The following is a 17,364-nucleotide window of genomic DNA, read 5'->3' on the forward strand; positions in this document are numbered from 1 at the left end:
GAGGGAGGGGGAAATGGCAGCGCCGAAGGAGCCCAAGATCGTGACCATTTTCGGGGGAGGTATCGCCGGTCTCACGGCCGCGCACGAGCTCTCCGAGCGCGGGTTTCAGGTGTTTGTCTGGGAAAAGGAAGGCGGCGAGCCGACCATCCCCGGGCGCTCCGAAATCGGCGGCATGGCGCGGACCCAGTGGACGCGCGTCAACTGGCCCGCGTGGCTCGAGGAGCCCGAGAAGCGGATGCAGAGCACGGAGCCGATCCTCCGCCTCGACGAGGAGATCCATTTCAAGCCGGGGGAGGCGGTACCGGTCGATCCCGCGGAGGCCGCGCGGGTTCTTGCTGCGGTGGCCGAGAAGCTCAACCGATATCCGTCCCTGCGCGAGGTCGATATCGAGGGTTTCGCGGATGTACCGGACGAGGCGCTCTCCCTTTCGCGCGCGAATTACGTCAAGGAGCAGCTCGTCACTGTGTTTGGTGTGCAGGATCCCCCGAGCATGAGCCCGCATCCCGCGCTGCCCAAGACGTCGCGCCTGGATACCTGGGGGCTCGGGGATGCGCACGAACCAGAACGACCGGCCGACCAACGGAATTACGTGGGATTCTTCGTGCGGGAGTCGATTCTGCCGGGGGAACATGGGTTCCGCTTCTTTCCGGCGTTTTACTGGCACCTCTTCGACACGATGCGGCGCACGCCCATCCTCGAGGACGTGCCGGTCTCCCGCGTACGAGCAGCGCGCACACGGGCGGCCCTCGAGAGATTCCATGCCTTGCGCGATATGCGCTACTGGATTGACACCTACCCCACGGAGACGACGCGCACGGTCTACGAGAACCTCGTCTCGACGACCACCCAGGCCGTCATGACCGAGCGCGAGGGCGCCCCCGCGCTCGTCCCGCGCCGCGTGATGCGGTCGTTCGAGGAGATCTGGAGGAACCTCCACGCCTTGCTCGTGACCATGCAATTCACACTCGAGGACATGCAGCAATTCGAGCTCAAGCTGTTCAAGTACCTCACCTCGTCGAGCGCGCGCCGAGCCAAGGAATACGAGCAGATCTCGTGGTGGGATTTCCTGGACGGCGACCGCCTGAACCCCGCGCTCCAGGCGTCGCTCGACGCCTGGCCGCAGGCACTCGTGGCCATGTCGGCGCGGGAGGGGGACGCGCGGACGCAGGGCAATGTCACGGTGCAGCTCCTGCTCGACCAGCTCGCTGACACGAAATACCTGGACGGGGTCCTGAACGGTCCCTCCAGCGAGGCCTGGTTCGCACACTGGCGCCATTACCTCGAAGCACAGGGCGTCAGGTTCGTCCACGGAGAGCTCCGGGGCATCCGGCTCCGGGACGGCGAGATCCGGCTCGACGTACACCGCGCCGACGGAAAACGCGCGCTTTATGCCATGGGGTATTTCCTGCTCGCGCTCCCCGCCCAGGAGGTGAAGCGCCTCGTCACCGAGGAGCTCGTGGAGGCGCACGAGCGCGCGCACCCTGTGGGGCCCGACGGAGGACCGCGGGACGATACGCTCCGCCGGATTCGCGAGCTCTCCACCGGCGGCGTGGAGAAAGCGCACCCCGAGGGAGCCCTCCAGCACCTCAGCGGAATCCAATATTATTTTGCGGAGGACATTCAATGGGTCCACGGCCACACCTACTTCCCGGACTCGGACTGGGGGCTCTCGTCGATCTCGCAGGCGATCTTCTGGAGGGAAAAACCTCGCCTGAACCACGGATACCGGGGCACCCTCTCCGTGTGCATCGCGAACTGGTACAAGAAGAGCCGGAACACGGGGAAGTGCGCGTGGGAATCGTCGCGTGACGAGATCGCGCGCGAGGTCTGGCGGCAGATCGTACAGGGCCTCGAGAAGCGCAGCCACGGGCGCGCTGCGACGCGCGACGGCGAGCCGGAGCTTCTCTTCTGGCCCCCCCCCGAGCCGCTTTTTTATCACCTGGACGACGGAATCCGGTTCAAGGAAGACGGCAGCGGCGTCCTCACCAACGACGCGCCGCTCCTCATCAACCGCCCCGGTGAATGGGCGTCGCGGCCCGGGGAGGTGGGCAACTATGGGGTCTATTTCGATAGCCTCGTGTTCGCCGGGACCTACATGAAGACCCATACCCGGCTGACCACGATGGAGGCGGCCAACGAGTCGGCGCGGCACGCGGTGAACGCGATCCTGACGCACGCCGAGCATCACCATCCCACCGGTCGTCTCGGCAATCTCTGCGCGATCTGGCCGCCCGAGGAGCGCGAGCTCGAGGATCTTCGCTTCCTGAGGGATCTCGACGAAAAGCTCGTGGAGCGGGGGCTGCCGCATTTCCTGGACATCGTCGGCGCCGAGGGGGTGGCGTCCGCGCTTTCGATCGGGGTCCCATCCGGCGGGCGAGCAGAGGAGCCGTCGCCGCGGGTCCCAGGGCGATGAGCATGCACGAAGCCGTGCCTCGGCCCAGCGCCGTTCTGCTTGCTTCGTAGGCCCGCGCGGCCTCGTGGTCGCGCCCGCCGTCGTCGAAGAGATTCCCTGGACGTCGTGGCGCTCGGGACCGGCTGCGCGGGTGTGCCGATTGCGATGGCGCCCCCCGCGCTCGATATATGGGTGCCACCCGACCCGGCCGGCCGGGCCGGCAGGCGCTGCGAAGCGGAGAAAACTTCATCCCATGGTCGCGTGGACCCCTCCTGGCGTCTCGGATCGTCCGTTCAAAGGGACCCCTCGTTTTCGCCCCATCGAGCTCATCGGGCGAGGGGGGATGGGTTCGGTCTACCGCGTCCACGACGAGGAGATGGGGCGCGACGTCGCCCTGAAGACGCTGGAATCCCTCGACTCCAATCTGCTCTACTACCTCAAAGAAGAGTTCCGCTCGCTCGCCGGCATCACGCACCCGAACCTCGTCGAGCTCTACGAGCTGGTCGCCCAGGGTGAGGATTGTTTCTTCACGATGGAGCTGCTCGACGGCGTCGATTTCATCGAGCACGTACGCGGCGTCCAGGAAAGCGATCCGCTCGTCACCGAGCCGATGAGCCGGGTGCGCCCCGTGCTCCTCGAGGACCGCGACATCCCCTTCCCGGAGGAAGTCCTCTCCGCGGACCTGACGCCCGCGGCGCTCGAGCGCCTCGCGCGGGCGCTGCCGCAGCTCGTCCACGGCCTCGCGGCGCTCCACGCCGGCGGCAAGATTCACCGCGACATCAAGCCCTCGAACGTCGTGGTGACCCGCGAGGGCCGCGTGGTCATCCTCGATTTCGGTCTGACCATCCCCTACCGAAAGCAGAGCCAATGGTCGCCTGACAAAGAGATTGTCGGGACAATTCCCTACATGGCGCCGGAGCAGATGCGCGGCGGGAGGCTCTCGCCTGCGGCCGATTGGTACAGCGTCGGCGTGATGCTCTATCAGGTGCTCACCGGGGTCCTGCCCTTCACCGGCTCGGTGGCGGACGTGCTCCGGCACAAACAGCACGCGAACGCGCGGCCGCCGCGGGAGCTCGCGCCCGCTACGCCTCCCGCGCTCGATGCGCTGGTGATGGCCCTGCTCCATCCCGATCCCGCGCGTCGCGCCGGAGGCCATACGATCCTCGAGGCCCTCGGCAGCGCGAGCGAGCCCTCCGAGGTCACCCTCCCGGCAAAGGAGGCCCCTTTCGTCGGCCGTGCGGAGGAGCTCGCGGCGCTGCACGCTGCCTTCGAGGACGTGAAGAGCGGACAAGCCGTGCTCGTGCGCGTGGAGGGCGCCTCGGGAATGGGAAAAACCGAGCTCGTGCAGCGATTCCTCTCCTCCCTCGAAGCCGAGCTCGACCTGGTCGCGTTCCGGGGCCGCTGCCACCCGCAGGAGTCCGTTCCCTACAAGGCATTCGATTCGCTCGTCGACGAGCTGAGTCGGTATCTCGTTGGGCTCCATCCCTACCACATCGACGTGATTGCACCGGCGCACGGGGCCGCGCTGATGCGGCTCTTTCCGGTGCTCGGGAGGGTCCCGGCGCTCGCCACCTCGCGCGGGCACACGGCGCTCGCTCAGGATCCCCAGGAGCTCCGGCACCGCGGCTTCGAGGCAATGCGCGAGCTCGCCGCGAACCTCGCGCTGCTCCGGCTCCTCGTGTTCTGGATCGATGATCTGCAATGGGGCGACGCCGACAGCGCCCTGCTCCTGCGCGAGCTCTTGCGCCCCGAGGACGCCCCGCCGATGCTCGTGATCCTTTCGTATCGTAGCGAGGATGTCGAGCGCAGCCCGATCCTGGAGGCGGTCGCCTCCATGGCCCGTGAGCTGCCCAAGGGCGCCGCGCGGTCGATCGTCCTCGCGCCGCTCGACGAGGCGCGCTCGCGTGAGCTTTTGTCGATGCTGCTCGCCTCGGAAGGGGCCGCGTTCGAACCGTTCGCCGCGCGCATGGTGGCAGAGTCGGCCGGCTCCCCCTTCTTCATCGGGGAGCTCGCCCGTCATCTCCGCGCCGCGCCCGGCGCTGCGCTCGATCTGCGCCTTTCCCGGGTCATCCAGGCCAGGGTCGAGCATCTCACCGGGCGCGAGCGCTGCCTGCTCGATATCGTCTCGGTCGCGGGCGGGCCCATCGATCGTGGTGTCGCCTTGCGAGCGTCGGGGCTCGGGGAGACGGGCCGCCCGGATGTCGCCCGCCTCGGCCAGCTCTCGCTCCTGCGATTCACCGAGCTCAATGGCCAGCTGGCGGTCGAGACGTACCACGATCGGATTCGCGAGGCGCTCGTCGCCGACCTCCCCGCCGAGGAACTCCGCACCTGTCACCGCCGATTGGCCGAGGCACTCCTCTCCTTGCCCTCGCCCGATCCGGAGGCGCTCGTCGAGCATTACCTCGGCGCCGGCGACACGCGCGAGGCCAGCCATTATGCGCTGCTGGCGGCCGACCGCGCCGCCGCGTCGCTCGCCTTCGATCGTGCTGCGGCGCTGTATCGCGAGGCGCTGACGCTGGACAACCAGGGCGAGGAGCGCTGGAAGCTCCAACGAAAGCTCGGCGAGACGCTGACCAACGCGGGGCGCGGTGGGGAGGCGGCAGAGGCCTTCATGGCCGCAGCGGCCGCGCGCGCGGCACAGGCGCACGACGACATGCAGATCCTCACGCTGGAGCGCTGCGCGGCGGAGCAATACCTGCACAGCGGGCGCATCGACGAGGGAATGCGCCTTCTTCGCTCGGTCCTCGTGCGCGTCGGTGTGCGCATGCCCGACAGCTCGCGACGGGCGTTCTGGTCGGCGCTCTTCTTACGCCAGTGGTTCCTCGTGCACGGCGTCCACGTCAAGCGGCGCAGCCCCGATCAGGTCTCCGCGCAGGCGCTCGCGCGCCTCGATACCCTTTGGGGTGTATCGACGAGCCTGTCCCTGATCAATTTCGCGACCGCCGACGCGCTCGGCGTCAAGCAGCTCAGCGCCGCGCTCCAGCTTGGCGAGCGCTCCCGGGTGGCGCGGGCGCTCGGCTACGAGGCGTCGGTGGAGGCGTGCTTTCGGTGGCCGCTGCTCCGCCGCCATAGCGAGCGTCTGCTTCGCCTCTCCGAAGAGCTGGCCCGCGAGACCGGTGACCCCTACGACCGCGCCTGGGCGCTCGCGTCCCGCGCCGCGTGCTCGTGGCTTTCCGCGTCGTGGGCGGAGTCGGTGCGCTTCTGTGACGAGGCGGCGGCCCTTTTACGAGAGCGTTGCCAGGGCATCGCCTGGGAGCTCGCGATGCTCGACGCATTCGCGCTCTCCGCGCTCGCGCAGCTCGGCCGGGTGCGGGAGCTCGGCGAGCGGCTCGCTCGTTCGATGCGCGACGCGGAGCGGCGGGGCGATCTCTTCGCGATGAACAGCTGCCGGCTCGGCCAGCCGTGTTTGTCCTGGCTCGCCGCGGATCGCGCCACGGAGTACGGCGCGTCGCTACGGTCGGGGTCCGTCGAGCAGGAGTGGCAGATCAATCCGACGCAGCAATATCATCGGGTGATCAGCGTCGTGCAGACATGCCTCTACATGGGCGACGCCGAGTGCGCATGGGCGTACATCGAGGCTGCGTGGCCGCACGTTCGAGGAGCCAACCTGCTCTGGGTCGAGTGCATTTGCGTCGAGCTCTGCCACCTCCGGGCGCGCGCTGCCATTGCAGCGGCTGCGCGCGGCCCGGTCCACGAACCCCGCTCGCGCGCGGCGCGGCTCGTCCGCACGGCCCTTACCGAGGCCCGCCGCATCGAGCGCGCCGCGCTGCCGCATGCGGCGCCGCTCGCCGCGCTGATCCGGGCCGCTGTGGCGCGGCTCGAGGGGGATCGGGACCGCGCCGCGCGCGCTCTCACCGCGGCCATGGAGGGCTTTGCTCGGACGGAAATGGCGCTTTATCGGGAAGCCGCGCGCGCGCGCCTGGGCGCGCTCCGAGGCGGCGCCGAGGGCCTCGCGCTCGTCGAGGAGAGCCGGCGCTGGATGGCCGCGGAGGGCATCCGTGACCCGGCGGCCATGATCGCGATGCTCGCCCCGGGGTGAGCCTTTTCGTTACGGCGACGACAACCCACATTCGCAGCATGCGAGGTCATAGTCCTCGTAATTGGGGGTGCACTCCCCGGCAGGGGGCCCCCCCGAGGACGCGACTTGGGCTGCCGTCGAGATCTCCAGGCTCGGCAGAACCACCTGCCCTTCCTGAATAAGTTTGATATCGAGGTTCGCCTGCGCTCCGAGCGCAGGCTGGGCATTCTTGTCTCGTAAAATCCTCGTCTGCATGCGTTGCTGGAACTGGGCCCCGTCGCACAGCGGGAGCTCCGCGCAGCTCGCCCTCTTCTGTGCCTGCGCTGGGCTCTCGAATTTGTCGAACTGCGGCGCCGGTTCTTCCAGGTCCGTTCCCTGTGTCTCGACGATCTCGTCCTCCCCGCTCATTTCCTGCACGCATCCTGCCGCCACGAAAGACAGAACGAGACAAACCGCTCCGCCGCCACGCGCGTACCGCCCGATTCTTTTCTGCTTCATTGCCTGGTCCCCCCCTTTCGGCGCTCTCGCCACGATGCGCTGATCCGTCCGAGACATCGCCGACCAGGGAGGTCGCAAGCGCTATGCCTGGCTTCGTCGGCTTGGTATGCGCAGGGAATCGAGGTGCTCGCGGTCACCCGCGAGGCGTTGACGAGCGTATCGCGCGCACCTGCAAAAAATCACCCATTTCTTCGGTTGGCACTTCTTCTCCACCTTTCGGGCTGCCGGCTTTCCTTTGCTGCATCGCATCCGGTCCCCTCGTGGCATTCGCTCACGGAGCGCCGAGCGGGACGGCGAGCACCTGCGATGGGCGGGGGGACTCGCCGGGCTTCGGGCGGCCCTGGTCGTCGCGAGGACAGCTCCGATGCTTCGCGAGGCGAGGTGGTTCTTCGGATCGAGCCCCGTCGCGATCCTGCGTGGTCAGGCTGCAGCGGCTTCGTCTTTCGCGAGCGATATCGGCGGGAAATAGAGTCCCAGCCTCTCCCGTTCCCACCACATGCCCGTGCGGCGTCGCGTCGCGACGTCGGTCATCCGGTATTCGTAAAGGACGGCGCGCACGTAGCGCGGGGGTCGATCCGGGAACGGACAGCGCTGGAGCAGCGCCAGCACCTCGGGTGATCCCGCGAGCAGACGGGCCAAGAACCCGACGAACCAGCGTGGCGGCGGCTCGAGCGCGGCGAACCACATTTGCCAATCGAGGCGTGGTTGATGCGGCGCGACCCAGGGCGGGGGCCGGCGCGGATCCGTGGGCTTGTACCGGAACTCGTATTCGAGCCAGCGGCCTCCGTCGTCGGACCCCTCGATCACGATCTCGGGCCTTCGCACCGTCATGACGCTGAAGAGACCGTACGCATTGACCGAGCGCAGCGGCAGGAGCGAGTCGAGGAGGCGCGAGAGAAAGCGTGGTGCGTTGCGATGGCCGTACCGGTCGAGGTGCGCGCCGAGGGAGAGCGCGAAGAGGAGGCTCGCCGCCGCTCCCATCGCGAAGCGCCGGACGCCCCGCATCGGCCGCGCGGGCCCCGTGGCGCGAAAGAGGGTTTTTCCGAGCAGCGGCTCGTCGTCGAGGAGCCATACCCCGAGCACGACCGTCAGCAAATTGAAGAATCCATAGTTCCCCGTGGCCGCGATGCCCGCCTGCAATCCGGAGAGCGGCCAGAAGGCGAGCCGCCGGAGGCGCCGGGGCGCGAACGCCAGAAAGGGAAGGACGTACTCGCAAAAGAGCGCGAGCGTGGTCGACAGCCGCTGAACGGGGCGGGGGAGCAGATGCGCGTACCACCCGATCGGCGTCGGGAGCGGCTGCGTCTCGTAATGGTAGCCGAGCGCGGTGCGGTCCTTCCACGTGGTGTCGCCGGACTGGAGCTTCGCGAGGCCCGATTCGTAGTAGAGCCGGAAGGCGTGCCAGCGCAGGAGCAGCACCACTTGCCACGGAGGGTCCTCCCGGCCGAAGCCCGGACGGAGGCCACGCGGCGCGACCAGAAGCCCGTGCAGGCTGCTCTCGAGGAGGAGCGCGTCCCATTGATACGAGAGGAAGGTGCCGCCGGCCGAGACGAACGAGAGATAGAGCGCCCAGAGCAGCGAGAGCACGGGCCGAGGAGCGACATTGAGGACGAGCAGCGCCGCGAGGAGCTGGCCTGCGCGGCAGGCTCGAACGAGCGTGGCGTCGGACGCGTCGACCCAGAAGATCGACGGCATGGCCCGATAGCCCCTCGGTCCGAGGACGTATTGGGCGCGCTCGAGCCGGTCTCGCATGGGGAGGATGCCACGGCGGCCATAAAGACCGAGCACCTGCGAACCGAGCGAGGTGAACGCGAGATAATGGACCACGCCGAGCGCGCGCAGAAACAGCCATCGAACGACGCGGCTCCGGGGCGGCGAGGCGGAGGGACCGAAGGGCCATCGGTCCCCGAGAGCGGCGAGGCCGCGGCGGCGCGCAAACCGCCGGTGGACCCATGCAGCGACCGAACGGACGATGGGCAAGCGCGCGAGCCACCCGAGCGGCGCAAGGGCGGGCGCTCGACCGAGACCCTCGTGGATGAGCACGGGCCTTCGCGACATGCCGAAACCCCGAAGCGGAACCTACGGCCCGCCATTCCATCCCGCGAGGGGCGTCCGCGTGCGCGGAGCCTCGAACATCGGGGGAGCTCAGCGTCTAGCCGGACGCGCCCGTGCCGTCGCGGAACAGGGCGAACCCGCAACCACCCGCCCCATTAAAGTCGCGGACGGAGACCGGCGTCTTGCCACGGCGTGGCCGTCCACAAGACGATCCCCCCGTCGAACACATCGGCGCCGATGAGGTCCCTGCCTTCGTCGTCGAGCGTCGTGATCGTCTCGACCTCGTCTCGCTCGGGGCTCCAGCGCTGCACCTGGTTGCCACGCGTGACGATGAGGCCGGGCGAGGCCTGAAGGAAGCGCATCGCGACGATCGGAGCGTCGACCCCGGCGAGCGTGCGCTTCTCGCCGTTCTTGCGCCATACCGCGCGGTCGCGGCTGCCCCACGCGAGCGCCGTGCCGTCGCGCGAGAACCAGATCGAGTGCACGTTCTCCTCGGTCGGGCCGGCCAGCGTGACCGGTCCCGCGCCTTCGATCACATAAAGCCCGCGGCCGGGCGTGAAGGCGACGGTGCGTCCGTCGGGCGACATCTCGGCGTTCTGCACGATGCCTCCCTCCACACGCCCGATCTTCTCGGGCTCCGCGCCCGGGCGCTCGATGGCGTAGATGTCGCCCCGGTGGAAATAGACGATCCGGTTGCCCGCCTTGGCGACGGTGAACCGGGACAAACCCCACGTCACCTGCGCGAGGCGCTGCGGGGCGCCGCTCCAGGGGAGCAGCGTGAGGCACGAGTCGCCCCCGAGCTGCTCGCTGTGCAGGACGACGAGCCCATCCGCGCAGAACTCGATCCAGGAAGGGTTTGGGAGCTCGGCCCAGGTGCTCGCCTCGAAGCTTTGCAGGTCGACGCGCGTGATGATCGGCAAGCCCTGCACCCAGCGCCCCGCGGCGAGAACCTTGCCGTCCGGCGAGATGCGTATGTCTTGCTCGCCCACGTGCGCGATCGTCGCAACGCGGCCGTCGCGCCGGACGAGCTCGAGCGCCTGCGTGTCGGGCCTCGTGTACGCGAGGATGCGCGCGTCGGGCGAGACCTGGAAGCGCCGCTGCGAGGGCAACGAGTCGACCCAGCGATCGTCGCGCAGCCGGACGATCTCCCGGTCCGGCGCGTCCATTCTTCGGAGCACCAACGATTCGTCGCGCACCCGGCGCGGCACGGGGATCCCTCAGGCGTAGCCAGAACGGGGGCGGGCGGTCAGGGCGGTGGCGGCGAAGGGCAGGGCGGCGAGCGAGTGCAGGAAGGCGCGGCGTTGCATGCGAAGACCTTGGACGCGCGAACGGAGGAAAGGTTCAGGGGGAGTGCACGAAATACCGCAGGACGCCTTGCTGCTGGGAATTGATGGGCCGCGGCGAGCTGTGATACGTCCTCGGACGGATTCCATCGGAGGTATACCATGCGAGCCCCGTCTCCAGCGCATGCTGGGCGCTGGACGATTCACGAGATCATCGACGCGGCCGTCCTCGTCGCCCTGACGGCGGCTGGGCTCCTTCACCGCGAGAGCCCGGGGACCTGGTATTCGAGCCTCGTCGTTTCGTTTGCCGTCCTCGCCGTGCCCGTGCTCTCGGGCGCGGCGATCGTGACATGGCTCTCGGGCCGGTTCGGGACGCGCATCCAGGGACAACGCAGCAAGCCGGCGCCCATGGCGCGGGAAGCCTTCGAGTCGGCGCGCGCGATGTACGTCGCGGCCTGCCTCGCGGCCTGGCCCCTCACGGCATGGCGATTGGGGCATCCGACGGGGCTCGTCTGGGACCTCGATGGACATGGCGTGAGTATGACGCGGGTCGTCGTGCAGACCCTCGTCGGCGTCGTCGTGATCGACGCGTGGCTTTACTGGAAACACCGGCTCTTGCACACGCGGCTCTTGTTCGGATTCCACAAGTCTCACCACGTCTTTCGCGATCCCACCGCCTTTGCCGGCTTCGCGGTGGCCCCGGTCGAGGCGCTGCTCACCTTCTGGCCGATTCTTTTTCTGTGCATGCCCGAGGCGCTGCACTGGGCCCCGCTTTATTTCGGGCTCGTCGTGGGATTCGTGAACCTCAACTTCTATCTCCACTGCGGCGTGACCCTTTCGTGGGTGGAGAAGACGTTGCCGAGGGTCTTCCTCAACACCTCGGCCTTCCACAACGTGCATCACGCCAGGGCGAACACGCATTTCGGCGAGGCGCTCTACCTGTGGGACGTCCTCTGCGGTACGCGGATCACGGGGCAACCCGCCCAGGAGACGGCCGCGGAATCCGCGCCCGTGTGACGTAGGATCCGCGCGTCTGGAAATGAAATACGCCGTGGCAAACGTCGCTGCATTGCAAGGATGTAGACCGACGAGCGGCGCCTGATCCGGCGCACGGCGTCTCGGGCTGGTCTCGTTTGTCCTCCCGGCCGGCAGGCCTGGAATCGTCTCGTCACGGGTCGGCGCTTACAGACGGACAACCCTCTCCGAGGAGGGAAGGCGTCGTCGGGCGAGCGGGAATAATTCGAAGGCGCCGCGACTCGACAGCACGGGACAGTCCGGACAGGACATGTTGGGCGCGGTACCGCGCGCAGATCGTTTGGAGTCAAACAGGTTCGCTCGCGGTAAAAAGATGCCTTGACGCTGCCTGAACCGGCACTACATCAATCGAACGTTTTCGTTTGTCCTCAAACGTGTTTGGGGTCCTACGATGCCTATCGTTCGCACGTGGTGTCGACGTATGCCCATTTATTTGGTGGCGATTCTGGTGATGCTCGTCGCCAGCGTCGCAATCGCCGAAGAGCGCCGAAAAGAGGCTCCTGCCCGAGCGGACGCCCATCCGCCCGCAGCCGAGCCATTCCCTGCGCTCGAACGCGCCATGGAGCTCGCGCGCGAGCGCGCCCCGGGCGTGGTGAGCGCGCGGGGAGCCGTGGGCGTCGCGGAGGCCTCGTACGCAGGCGCGCGGCTCCACGCGCTCGATAACCCCTATCTGGAGGTCTTCGTCGATCGCGGCCTGCAGGGCGTGACGAAAGACGCGACCGTTCAGGCGAATCTGTGGCTTCCGCTCGAAGTGTCCGGGCAGCGAGCCCGCAGGATGGACGAGGCAGACGCGCTCGTCGCCTGGCAAAAGGCGCTGTTCGAAGCGACGCAGCTCTCGGCCGAGGGGGAGGCCGTGCGCGCCTACGGAGCCGCGCTCGTCGCGGCCGCGCGGGTACGCACGATCGAAGGGCTCGTGAGCGACGCGGGCGCCGAGGCGGAGGTGTACAGGCAGCGGCTCGCCGCCGGCGACGCGACGCTGCAGGAGGAGAAGCTCGCGAGCATGGAGCACGCGCGGTACGCGGTGATGCTCGAAGAGAGCCGCGCCGATCTCACGCGCGCGCTCGTCGATCTCGCACGCGCGACGGGCCGCATGTTCTCGCCGCCCGACGGCGCATCCGCGATGCCGCCCACGCCGGACGAGACGTACGGTGAAGCCGGCGCTGCGCGGGTCGCGGGCGCGTCCGCCCACGTGACCGCCGTGACGCGCGAGGCGAGCTTTTACGCGCGGGCACGCGAGCGCGCGGCGATCGAGGCCCACCCGCCGGTGAACCTCATCGTCACGGCCGGCCGCGGCGATCTCGGCGAGCCGCGCTTCGGCGGAGGTTTGTCGTGGACCTTCCCGGTCGCGCGGCGCAAGCAAGCCGAGGTGGCCCGCGCCGACGCCGAGCGGACGCGCGCGCTGGCCGAGGCCGAGGTGAAGCGGCGCCTCGTCGCGCAAGGGCTCTCGGGCCTCGAAATCGAGCGCGCCAAAGTGCGCCGCGCCCGCGAGGTGATCGACGCGACCGCCCTGCCCGCAGCGCTCGCCGCAGCGGAAGCGGCAGTCGCAATGAAGACGGCGGGCAAGGGGGAGATGTTGCTCGTGCTCACCGCGCGCCGTGACCTCGCGCTCCTGCGATTGCGGCGCCTGGAGCTCATCGCGCGGGAGTGGGCCATCGTCGGCGACATCGTCGCATTGACCGGAGATCTGCCGTGACGGACGAAACGAACCCGATCGACGAGGGGCCCTCGGGCCCGCGCACCACGGACGAGGGCCTCGCCGAGGAGGAGACCCCGCCGCGCGCCCCGCCGCGGGAGCCGAGGCCGCGGTGGGCGCGCTGGGGCGTCGCCGCGGGCCTTTCTGCGCTCACCGCCGCGGGCCTGTTCGTCCTGCTGCGCGGGGGCGGCGCGGAGACGGACGTGCCCGTGACCAAGGCCGACGTCCCGCACGTCGAGGGCAAGGCCATCGTGTTCTCGAAATCGTTTCGCGACCGCGCCGGCGTCGAGACCGAGCCCGTGCGCCTCGCGCCGCTCGTGCCGCGCCTCAAGGTCGTCGGCACCGTCGATTTCGACCCGGCGCACGTGGCCGCGGTCGGGACGCGGATCCCCGGGCTCGTTCGCTCGCTGGCGAAGGTCGAGGGCGACAGGGTGAAGACGGGCGACGTGCTCGCCGAGATCGAGAGCGCCGAGCTCGGAGAAGCGCAGGCCGGCGTGGCCGTCGCAAGCGCGCACCGCAAGGCGGCCTCGATCAACGAGAAACGCGAGCGCGAGCTCGCCGAGCGAGGTTTGTCCACGGCGCGCGAGCACGAGGTCGCGACGGCGACACACGAGGAGCAACGCGCGCTCTTCGAAGCCGCGCGGCAACGCGTGGTGGCCATGAGCGGCGCCCCCGGCAGCGCGTTCGGCGTCTACATGCTGCGCGCGCCGCTCGAAGGGACCGTGGTCGAGCGGCACATCTTCGCGGGCCAATCCGTCGACGCCCACCTCGTCGCCTTTCGCGTCGCGAACCTCGACCACCTCTGGGTCGATCTCTCGGTCTTCGAAAGCAGCCTCGACGCGATCCACAAGGACGATCCGGTGGAGATCACGCGCGTCGGAGGCGAGCCCATCCCCGGTCGCATCGCCCACGTCGGCGAGGTCGTGGATCCCGTGACACGCACGGCGGAGGTACGCATCGCGGTTTCGAACAAAGAACGCAAGCTCCGGCCGGGGCAATCCGTGACCGCGATCATCCAGGCCTCGGGCCCTTCGCGCACCATGCTCACCGTGCCGATGACGGCCGTCACGTACATCGACGGGCGTCCGACGGTGTTCCTCGCCGAGAGCGCCGATCGCGTCGTGCCCACGACGATCGAGCTCGGCCCGAACGACGGCACGAACCAGGGCGTCACCTCGGGCCTGTCCGAGGGGCAGCTCGTGGTGAGCCGCGGCGTGTTTGCATTGAAGAGCGAGCTTTACCGGTAAAACCATGCTGTCACGTATCGTCCTTGCCTCGATTCGCCTGCGGGCGCTGATGCTCGTCCTCTTCGCGCTCCTCCTCGGCGCGGGGGCCGTGGCCGTGCGCGCGCTCCCCATCGACGCGATGCCGGACGTCTCGACGATCCAGGTCTCGGTGCTCACGAGCGCCTCGGGCCTCTCCGCCGTCGAGGTGGAGCGGACCGTGACCGTTCCGATCGAGAATGCGCTCAATGGCGTCCCGGGCGGCGCCGAGCTGCGCAGCGTCTCGCGCGGGGGTTTGTCGGCCGTGACGGTGGTGTTCGCCGACGGAACCGACGTGTGGTTCGCGCGGCAGCTCGTGCTCGAGCGGCTGCGCACGGTGGAGCGAGAGCTGCCGGCCTCGGCGGGCACGCCCGAGCTCGCACCGGTGTCCTCGGGGCTCGGCGAGATCTTTCAATTCGTCGTTCGGAGCTCGCAGCATTCGCCGATGCAGCTCCGGACGCTGCTCGACTGGGAGATCGTACCGAAGCTCCGCAGCGTGCCCGGCGTGATCGAGGTCAACACGATGGGCGGGGAGCTCAAGCAGTTCCAGGTCGTCGTGGATCGCGCGCGCCTGCAGGCCCAGCACATGACGGTGGAGGACGTGCTCGATGCGCTCCGCACCGCCAACGTCAACGTGGGCGGCGGCTACGTCGAGCGGCGCGAGGAATCGTTCACCGTGCGCGGGCAAGGCATGCTGCGCGACGAGCAGGACATCGCCAACGTGGTCTTGCGCGCGGACGCCGAGGGCGCGCCGGTGCTCGTCAAACACGTGGCGGACGTGCAGATCGGCGCGGCGCTGCGTTACGGCGTGATCACCCACGGGGGCGAGCGCGAGGCGGTCACGGGCATCGTGATGATGCTCCTCGGCGGCAACAGCCGCGAGGTCGTGGCCGCGGTCGGCGAGCGGGTGAAGGAAATCGAGGCGGAGCTGCCGCCCGGCGCGACCATCGAGGTGGTCTACGACCGCGCCGATTTCGTGGGTCGCACCATCGGCACCGTGCTGAAGAACCTGGCCGAGGGCGTGGTCGTCGTGACGATCGTGCTCGCGCTGTTCCTCGGTACGATTCGTGGCGCGCTGGTGGTCGTCCTCGGGATCCCCGCGGCCATGACGGTGGCCTTGTTCGGGATGCACCTCTTCGGCGTGACGGGTGATCTCATGTCACTCGGCGCCATCGATTTCGGGTTTCTGGTGGACGGGCCGATCGTGATGCTCGAAGCGGTCATCGCGGCGGTGGCGGGCCAAAAGCTCGCGGGGAACGCGAAGGCGCGGGCATATGCGGAAGCCGCGCAGGGCGTGGCGCGCCCGGTCGCCTTCGCCGTGGCCATCATCATGCTCGTCTATCTGCCGCTTTTGTTCCTCGAGGGCATCGAGGGCAAGATGTTCCGGCCGATGGCGCTCACCATGGCCTGCGCCCTCTTCGGCGCGTTGATCTATTCGGTCGTATTTTTCCCGGCGCTTCTCGTCACGCTCGTGCCGCCCGCGGCGGGCCACGGTCCGCGCTGGATGGAGTGGATCACCGAACGGTACGCGCGGCTCGTCGGTCGGGCCGTCGCGCTCCGGTGGCCGCTCCTCGGCGCCTCGGCGGTGTCGTTCGTCGTGACAATCTTTTTCTTCTCCCGCGCCGGCGCGGAGTTCGTCCCCCGCATCTTCGAGGGTGACGCGGTCGTGACCATCCGCCGCGCGCCGAGCATCTCCCTCGAAGAGGCGCGACGGCTCGATTTCGAGACCGAGAAGGTGCTGCACGGTTTTCCCGAGGTGGTGAGCACGCTCGGGATGACAGGGCGCGCGGAGGTCGCCGTCGATCCGGTCGGCAACGACAACACCGACATCCTCGTGCGGCTGCGCCCGCCCGCAGAGTGGAAGACGGCGCGTGATTTCGACGGACTCTCCGAGGCGTTCAAGAATACGATCGAGGCCCGCGTGCCGGGGACGTTCGTCTCCGTCTCGCAGCCGATCGAGGACAAGACGAACGAGCTCATCAGCGGATCGCGCGCCGATGTCTCGATCAAGGTCGTCGGGACCGACATCCACGAGCTCGCCGCGGTCGCCGACCGGATCGGCGAGCGCGTGAAGGCGATCCGGGGCGCCGGCGACGTGCGCGTCGAGCGGCTCCTCGGCCAGCCCGTCATCAGCGCCGTCGCGGATCGAGCGAAGATGGCGCGTCACGGGGTGAAGGTCGAGGACGCTTTTACCGTGATCGCCGCGGCGCGCGAGGGCGTACGCGTGGGCGACATCTACGAGGATCAACGCAAGTTCGATCTTCGCGTGTTGAACCCTCCAGCCGAGCCCTCGGCGGCGGCGCTCGGCGAGCTCTTCGTGGAGACTTCGAACGGGCGTAGCGTCCCGCTTCGCGAGGTGGTCACGCTCGCCGAGGGAGATGGGCCGACCTCGATCCGAAGGCAGGATCGCGAACGCACGGTGCGCGTCGACGTGAACCTGCGAGGTCGCGATCTCGTCTCCTGGGTCGACGAGGCCAAGGCGGCCGTCGAGCGCGACGTGCCGCTCGCGAGCGGCTACCAGGTCGCGTGGGGCGGGCAATTCGAGAATTTCGAGCGGGCGCAGAAGCGGCTCGCGCTGCTGGTGCCGGCCGTCGTGGTGATCATCTTCGGCATGCTGCTCTGGATGTTCCAGAACGTGCGGCTCGCCGCGGCCGTCTTCATGATGGTGCCGCTCTCGCTCGTGGGCGGCATGCTGGGCCTGCTCGCGCGAGGCCTGCCCTTCAGCCTGTCGGCGGCAGTCGGATTCATCGCGCTGGGCGGCGTGGCCGTGCTGAACGGGGTGGTGATCGCGACCGAGGTGCGCAGGCGCCTCGCCGCGCGTGAGCCGCTCGACGAGGCGATCCAGCGCGGCGCGACGGCCGTCGTGCGCGCCGTGCTCACGACCGCGGCCGTCGCGGCGCTCGGCTTTTTGCCGATGGCGCTCGCGCAGAGCGCCGGCGCCGAGGTGCAGCGCCCGCTCGCGACGGTGGTCATCTTCGGGATGTTTTTCGGGACGATCACCACGCTCGTGGTCCTGCCCGGCGCGCTGCGGGCGACGCTCTCGGGTCAACGATTCGAGGCGCGGGCCGTGGAGGAGGCGTCGATCGATGCGTGCGCGCCGGCAGCCCATTGAAAGGGGCGGCCCGGGGAGG

Annotated in this window: 9 protein-coding genes; 6 read left to right on the top strand and 3 right to left on the bottom strand. The window is 68.9% G+C overall.

Translation table 11 applies throughout. The features are described 5' to 3' along the window. Nucleotides 1-13 precede the first annotated feature (13 nt). On the top strand, nucleotides 14-2,413 hold the full coding sequence (locus QHF85_RS05825; protein ID WP_281326057.1) for an NAD(P)-binding protein: 2,400 nt from the start codon (nucleotides 14-16) through the stop codon (nucleotides 2,411-2,413). Nucleotides 2,414-2,645: 232 nt separating this feature from the next. Next, nucleotides 2,646-6,431 carry a serine/threonine-protein kinase gene (locus QHF85_RS05830; RefSeq protein WP_281326058.1) on the top strand — a complete coding sequence of 1,262 codons (3,786 nt, stop codon included), beginning with the start codon at nucleotides 2,646-2,648 and terminating at the stop codon, nucleotides 6,429-6,431. A 9-nt stretch (nucleotides 6,432-6,440) separates the two neighbouring features. On the opposite strand, the gene QHF85_RS05835 is transcribed toward QHF85_RS05830, so the two are convergent. From QHF85_RS05835 to QHF85_RS05845, 3 genes are all read right to left on the bottom strand, one after another. Next, a complete protein-coding gene (locus tag QHF85_RS05835) occupies nucleotides 6,441-6,908 on the bottom strand; it encodes a hypothetical protein (protein WP_281326059.1) in 468 nt (155 codons plus the stop codon). A 420-nt stretch (nucleotides 6,909-7,328) separates the two neighbouring features. Continuing rightward, nucleotides 7,329-8,963 carry a lipase maturation factor family protein gene (locus QHF85_RS05840; RefSeq protein WP_281326060.1) on the bottom strand — a complete coding sequence of 545 codons (1,635 nt, stop codon included), beginning with the start codon at nucleotides 8,961-8,963 and terminating at the stop codon, nucleotides 7,329-7,331. 152 nt (nucleotides 8,964-9,115) lie between these two features. Continuing rightward, a complete protein-coding gene (locus QHF85_RS05845) occupies nucleotides 9,116-10,138 on the bottom strand; it encodes a hypothetical protein (protein ID WP_281326061.1) in 1,023 nt (340 codons plus the stop codon). A gap of 267 nt (nucleotides 10,139-10,405) precedes the next feature. Between QHF85_RS05845 and QHF85_RS05850 the strand changes: the two genes are divergently transcribed. The 4 genes from QHF85_RS05850 to QHF85_RS05865 all read left to right on the top strand — a co-directional run bounded on the left by QHF85_RS05850 (nucleotide 10,406) and on the right by QHF85_RS05865 (nucleotide 17,345). Beyond that, entirely contained in the window at nucleotides 10,406-11,260 is an 855-nt protein-coding gene (locus QHF85_RS05850) for a sterol desaturase family protein (protein WP_281326062.1), read from the top strand. Nucleotides 11,261-11,699: 439 nt separating this feature from the next. Then, on the top strand, nucleotides 11,700-12,971 hold the full coding sequence (locus QHF85_RS05855; protein WP_281326063.1) for a TolC family protein: 1,272 nt from the start codon (nucleotides 11,700-11,702) through the stop codon (nucleotides 12,969-12,971). Then, on the top strand, nucleotides 12,968-14,218 hold the full coding sequence (locus QHF85_RS05860; protein ID WP_281326064.1) for an efflux RND transporter periplasmic adaptor subunit: 1,251 nt from the start codon (nucleotides 12,968-12,970) through the stop codon (nucleotides 14,216-14,218). The genes QHF85_RS05855 and QHF85_RS05860 overlap by 4 nt, the downstream gene beginning before the upstream one ends. 4 nt (nucleotides 14,219-14,222) lie before the next feature. Continuing rightward, nucleotides 14,223-17,345, top strand: coding sequence for a CusA/CzcA family heavy metal efflux RND transporter (locus QHF85_RS05865; RefSeq protein ID WP_281326065.1), 3,123 nt, complete (start codon nucleotides 14,223-14,225; stop codon nucleotides 17,343-17,345). The last annotated feature ends 19 nt before the right edge of the window (nucleotides 17,346-17,364 follow it).

This window comes from Polyangium sp. 6x1, from assembly GCF_029946515.1.
Lineage (GTDB): Bacteria > Myxococcota_A > Polyangia > Polyangiales > Polyangiaceae > Polyangium.

Bases quoted from the DNA above. Each gene is read 5' to 3' on its own strand.
- QHF85_RS05825 (WP_281326057.1), top strand. From the start codon at position 14: ATGGCAGCGCCGAAGGAGCCCAAGATCGTGACCATTTTCGGGGGAGGT.
- QHF85_RS05830 (WP_281326058.1), top strand. From the start codon at position 2,646: ATGGTCGCGTGGACCCCTCCTGGCGTCTCGGATCGTCCGTTCAAAGGG.
- QHF85_RS05835 (WP_281326059.1), bottom strand. From the start codon at position 6,908: ATGAAGCAGAAAAGAATCGGGCGGTACGCGCGTGGCGGCGGAGCGGTT.
- QHF85_RS05840 (WP_281326060.1), bottom strand. From the start codon at position 8,963: ATGTCGCGAAGGCCCGTGCTCATCCACGAGGGTCTCGGTCGAGCGCCC.
- QHF85_RS05850 (WP_281326062.1), top strand. From the start codon at position 10,406: ATGCGAGCCCCGTCTCCAGCGCATGCTGGGCGCTGGACGATTCACGAG.
- QHF85_RS05855 (WP_281326063.1), top strand. From the start codon at position 11,700: ATGCCCATTTATTTGGTGGCGATTCTGGTGATGCTCGTCGCCAGCGTC.
- QHF85_RS05865 (WP_281326065.1), top strand. From the start codon at position 14,223: ATGCTGTCACGTATCGTCCTTGCCTCGATTCGCCTGCGGGCGCTGATG.